The sequence below is a fragment of the Synechococcus sp. H60.3 genome, assembly GCF_047462295.1.
In the GTDB taxonomy this organism is placed as follows: Bacteria; Cyanobacteriota; Cyanobacteriia; order Thermostichales; family Thermostichaceae; genus Thermostichus.
Window position 1 is genome coordinate 1 of record NZ_JANSIY010000143.1, and the last position, 5,007, is coordinate 5,007.

Genomic DNA, 5,007 nt, shown 5'->3' on the forward strand with positions numbered 1-5,007 from the left:
GCAGAAGAAGAGACAAAAGCTCTGCTGTCAAGCGGGTGAGGAAACCCCACCCGCCTACGCGGTGGGGTAGTTCATAGGCGCTCGCTGTACCCTTGTAGATTCTCCGGCTCAAATTGGCGCAAAATCCGCGTTGCCTCGCGCAGGCGGGTTTCGTTCTCCTCTTCCAAAATGAGCACGTACTTGCCCGCGTTGAGGCGGTTGCGGTAGGCCAGGGCATCGCCGGAGCCGCTGGTCAGGCCCACTCCTCCCCCGACAAAAAAGCTGCCCATGGCCCCACCCAGGGCACCCAATAGGCCGCCAATGAGGTGGTTGCCCAGGGATCCCGCCCAGGCAAAGGTATCCAGGCCGCTGAGGAGGCTGAACCCCACTCCCGCCAAAAAGCCAAAGGGCACCAGCCAAATGGCCAGGCGCTGCATCTGCCGGCGGGCTGCTTGGGCCGGATCGATGAGCCCAAACTCATCCGCCGTTTTGTAGCCTCGCCCCAGGAGGTGCAGCCGCTCCACGGGAAAGCCCGCTTGTTCCAGGGCGCTGTAGGCCGCTTCGGCAGCCATGCGATCCGGCAGGACGGCAATGAGATAACTCATAAGAATAAGCTGCGCTTGTCCTTGGCCACTTCCATTGTCTCTTGAGTTTGGGGAGGGATCCCTATGACACCGGCTTGCCCCACCGAGGCCCAATCCATCAGCCTCTACCAGCGCTTCTATGAAGTTGTGCGGCGGATCCCGCCGGGGCGAGTGGCCACCTATGGGCAGGTGGCGCGGCTTGCCGGCTATCCGGGGTATGCTCGCCAGGTGGGCTATGCCCTGTTTCGCCTGCAAGGCCAAAAGACCGACATCCCCTGGCACCGGGTGATCAACGCCCAAGGGCGCATCTCCTACTCCCCCTTTCGCCTTGGCTACGACGACCTGCAAAAAGTCTTGCTCCAAGCCGAAGGGATCCCCTTCGACGCCGAGGGCCGGGTGGACTTGCACCAGTTTGGCTGGGAGCCCAGGCAAGCTTAACCTGAGCTTGACCTAGCCTTAAACAGGCCATAGCGAAACCTCCCGCCCAGCTCTGGTAACGTGAACACGGATGCGTCTTGTCTCGTGGATGGAGTGAAGGAGTTGTCATGAAACCAGCTTGTCGCCCCCGAGGGTCAGCCCCTGCCAAGGGAGGGTTCCCGGCTTGGCTGAACCCTCTGGCCAAGTCCCTGTGGACTGGGCTGTGCTGTTTGGCACTGGGTCTGGCTAATGCCTGCGGTACCACTGACGACAGCTCAGTTCCTCCAGCCGGCGGAGGAGCGGGGTTTATCGCCTCGGATCCCAATGTCACCCTCTCCAGTCAACCGCCCGCCTTTACGCTGCAGATTTTGCACGCTAGCGACTTGGAAGCTTCCATTGCTGCTGTTCAGGATGCGCCCCGCTTCTCGGCGGTGGTGAATGCACTGCGGCCCCAATTTCCCAACACCGTGATCCTCTCCAGCGGCGACAACTACATTCCCAGCCCCTTCTACAACGCCAGCGCCGATCCTTCCTTGCGAGGTCGGTATGACCGCACGCCTGGCAAGGCTGACATCGAGATCCTCAACGCCATTGGCTTTCAGGCCTCTGCTCTTGGCAACCACGAGTTTGACCAGGGTACCCGACAACTCCGCGACCTCCTGCGGCCTGACCCCAGCCGCGGCTATGCGGGTGCCCGCTTTCCCTACCTAAGCGCCAACCTCAGCTTCAGCGGCACCGGCGAATTAAGCAGCACTGATCTAGCTCCCGATGGGCAAGAGGCCAGTTCCATTCCGGGCAAGATTGCCAAAACGGCTGTGATTACTGTAGGGGGACAGCGGATTGGCTTGGTGGGTGCCACCACCACTCGCTTGGCCGCCATTTCCAGTCCTGGCCCTGAGGTGAGAGTGGAGGGCAGGGTGGACGACACCGACCAGGTGAACGCTGCCCTCATCCAGAATTTCGTTAACCAGCTCACCGCGCAGGGCATTAACAAGATCATCCTCCTGGCCCACCTGCAGCAGCTCCAAAACGAGGTAACCCTGGCCAGCCAACTGCGGGATGTCGATGTCATTATCGCCGGCGGCTCCCACCGTGTTATTGCCAAGCCCACCGACCGCCTGCGCCCTGAAGATGTGCGCACGGGCGACTACCCCATCCTGCGCTCCTCCGCCAGTGGTCAGCCGGTGGCAGTGGTCAACACCGGCGCCAACTACCGCTATGTGGGCCGCTTGGTGGTTGGCTTCGACGCCAACGGGGTGATTGCCCGCATCGATCCGGTAAGCGGCGCCTATGCCACCGATGACCAAGGGGTGGCAGCCGTGCGCGGCACTCCCAACCCTGAGGTGGTGCGGGTGGCCAACGAGATCGGCAACATCATCCGCGCCAAGGATGGCCGTACCTTTGGCTCTACCACCCAATTCCTCAACGGCCTGCGGGCCGAGGTGCGCACCGAGGAAACCAACCTGGGCAACCTCACGGCTGATGCCAACCTGGCCTACGCCAGAACGGTTGACCCCACCACCGTCATCTCCCTGAAAAACGGGGGCGGCATTCGCGCTCCTATTGGGGCTACCACCGGTGGCGGTGGCGGCGAGCCGGTGCGGCGGATCCCTCCGGTGGCCAACCCCGATGCCGGCAAGCAGGCAGGACAAGTTTCGCAACTGGATATCGAAACCGCTCTGGCCTTTAACAACGGCCTGTCGCTGGTAACCGTCACCGCCGAGGAGCTGAAGCAATTGATAGAACACGGGGTGGCGCAAAGCCAGCCAGGGGCCACGCCGGGCCGCTTCCCGCAGATTGGCGGCTTTGCCTTCAGCTTTGATCCCTCGCGGCCACCAGGATCCCGCGTGATCTCTTTGCGGGTGGACACACCCACCGGCCGAGATGTGGTGGTGCGCAACGGCCAGTTGCAAGGGGATCCCCGCCGTACCTTCCGCCTGGTGACGCTGGACTTCTTGGCCAACGGTGGGGATGACTATCCCTTCCCGCGCCTGTCCAACCCCAACCGGGTGAACTTGGCCCCCAGCTCCGGCATCACCTTTGACACTCCCGGCAGTGAACAGGATGCCCTGGCTCGCTATCTGCGGCAGATCGGCGTGTTCACCCAAGCCGACACACCGGCTGCCCAGGACACCCGCATCCAGAACCTCTCGGTACGTCAAGATACAGTACTGCAGGGCTTGTAGGCTGGGCTACTGTTAACCCGTGGATGGAGCCAACCGCCCCTCTCCTCTCTAGGGAGAGGGGATGGTTTTTTGGAAAGCGTCATTCCTCAAATGAGGAGCCATTCAGCATTCTCGAGCCATAGGGTAGAAAGTGTGCCAGCATAGTTCTGCTGGTAGCGCTAGACACCGCCGACGCCCCATGAGCCTGCCAAACCCATCTTCTCTGGCCAACCACCCGCCTGCGTCTTGGAGAGCGCAGCCGGAGCCCGTCCTCATCCTTGGAGCGGGCCTGATGGGACGCCTGCTGGCCGCCAGCCTTGTCGAGGTCGGGCATTCTGTGCGCATCGTGGAGGCCGCTTCTCCCACCGCTCCTGAGAGCAGTGCTGCCCATTTTGCTGCGGCCATGCTGGCTCCTCTAGCGGAGTCTGCCGTTGCCGAGGCCAGCGTAGTAGCGCAGGGGTACTATGCCCTCTCTCGCTGGCCCACCCTCCTGGCCAGTCTGGCAGAGCCGGTTTTTTTTCAGCAGGAAGGCACCCTGATCCTCTGGCACCGCCAAGATGCCGGGGAAGCCAAGCGCTTCTCAGCCCTACTGGCCGCTGTAGGGGAACACCTTCCCCACCTCCCCCGGCCTCAGCCGCTGGATGCCCAGGCTCTGGCCGAGCTGGAGCCCTCGCTGGCCGGGCGATTTAGCCAGGGTCTCTATCTTCCCCAGGAGGGTCAGCTGGACAACCGCCAACTGCTGTTGGCTCTGCTGGCTAAACTGCAGCAGCACGGGGTGGAGGTGGAGTGGGGATCCCCCTGGGATCTGGAGCGGGCGCGAGCCTGGCAGCAGCAAACTGGCGGCTGGGTTTTGGACTGCCGCGGCCTAGGGGCTCAGAAAGAATGGGGTGGGCAAAAGCTGCTGCGGGGGGTGCGAGGGGAGGTGGTGCGTTTGTATGCTCCGGAGGTGGTGCTGCGGCGCCCAACGCGGCTGTTACACCCTCGCTACCCCATCTACATCGCTCCCAAGCCAGGGCATCTGTTCGTGGTGGGAGCCACTGAAATTGAATCCGAGGATCGCTCGCCCGTGAGCGTCCGCTCGGCTCTGGAGCTGCTCAGCGCCGCCTACGCGGTTCACCCTGCCTTTGCCGAAGCGCGTATCCTAGAATTGGGCAGCCAATGCCGTCCCACCTTGGCGAACAACTTGCCGGCGGTGGTGGAGCCATCCCCACGCCTGTTGCAGATCAACGGTCTCTACCGCCATGGCTTTCTCATTGCTCCGGCTCTCCACGATGCCGTTTTGGAGTACCTTCACCACGGCAGTTGTCGCCTTGCCCAAGAGTTGGGGATCCCTTTTCAGGTGCAGGCCGCCCCTCTTGCCGGTGAATCCCTGTCGCCATGCGTGTCTTGATCAACCAAAAGCCTTACGATTTGCCGGAGGGCACCACGTTGGCCGAGGCCCTCGCCCAGGTGGAGCTCAGTGGCCCCTTTGCGGTGGCGGTTAATCTAGAATTTGTGCCGCGCGCCCGCTATGGGCAAACCCATCTGCAAGAGGGCGACGAGGTAGAGGTCGTCGTGCCAAGTGCCGGCGGCTAGTGCCCCAGTTGTCTTTCTCCCTATCCTCCCCCAATGTCCACCCTTCTCCAGCTTTCCCCCTCGACTCGGGCCGATGAGGATCCCTTGGTGCTCTACGGCCAAGCGCTGCCCAGCCGCCTGATGCTGGGGACAGCTCGCTACCCTTCACCCGCCATTTTGGAACAGGCGGTGGCGCGGGCGCAGCCCTGTCTGTTGACCGTTTCCCTGCGGCGCCAGGGGGCGCTGGGGTCGGAAGCTTCCCAAGGGTTTTGGGCCCTGCTCCAGAAGTTAGGGATCCCGCTTTTGCC

The 5,007-nt window shown here is 62.8% G+C and carries 5 protein-coding genes and 1 pseudogene; 5 read left to right on the top strand and 1 reads right to left on the bottom strand.

The annotated features are described in order from the left end of the window. Positions 1-71: 71 nt before the first annotated feature. Positions 72-584: a hypothetical protein gene (locus tag NW841_RS11710; protein ID WP_414378452.1), complete on the bottom strand. Its 513-nt coding sequence runs from the start codon at positions 582-584 to the stop codon at positions 72-74. Positions 585-647: 63 nt separating this feature from the next. Here NW841_RS11710 and NW841_RS11715 point away from each other — a divergent pair, with 63 nt between their 5' ends. From NW841_RS11715 to NW841_RS11735, 5 genes and pseudogenes are all read left to right on the top strand, one after another. Beyond that, positions 648-1,001: an MGMT family protein gene (locus NW841_RS11715; protein WP_414366004.1), complete on the top strand. Its 354-nt coding sequence runs from the start codon at positions 648-650 to the stop codon at positions 999-1,001. Between the two features lie 209 nt (positions 1,002-1,210). Then, complete coding sequence (locus NW841_RS11720) at positions 1,211-3,166, top strand: bifunctional metallophosphatase/5'-nucleotidase (RefSeq protein WP_414386514.1); 1,956 nt, start codon at positions 1,211-1,213, stop codon at positions 3,164-3,166. Positions 3,167-3,344: 178 nt separating this feature from the next. Continuing rightward, on the top strand, positions 3,345-4,535 hold the full coding sequence (locus NW841_RS11725; RefSeq protein WP_414386515.1) for an FAD-dependent oxidoreductase: 1,191 nt from the start codon (positions 3,345-3,347) through the stop codon (positions 4,533-4,535). Next, the gene (thiS, locus tag NW841_RS11730) at positions 4,523-4,720 is read left to right on the top strand and encodes a sulfur carrier protein ThiS (protein ID WP_414366001.1); all 198 of its coding nucleotides are present in this window, start codon (positions 4,523-4,525) and stop codon (positions 4,718-4,720) included. Before NW841_RS11725 ends, thiS begins: the two co-directional genes overlap by 13 nt. A 33-nt stretch (positions 4,721-4,753) precedes the next feature. Next, positions 4,754-5,007 (top strand): annotated as a pseudogene (locus NW841_RS11735) (hypothetical protein); the annotation flags it as partial.

Coding starts and splice junctions, on each gene's coding strand:
- NW841_RS11725 (WP_414386515.1), top strand. CDS start 3,345: ATGAGCCTGCCAAACCCATCTTCTCTGGCCAACCACCCGCCTGCGTCT.
- thiS (WP_414366001.1), top strand. CDS start 4,523: ATGCGTGTCTTGATCAACCAAAAGCCTTACGATTTGCCGGAGGGCACC.
- NW841_RS11710 (WP_414378452.1), bottom strand. CDS start 584: ATGAGTTATCTCATTGCCGTCCTGCCGGATCGCATGGCTGCCGAAGCG.
- NW841_RS11715 (WP_414366004.1), top strand. CDS start 648: ATGACACCGGCTTGCCCCACCGAGGCCCAATCCATCAGCCTCTACCAG.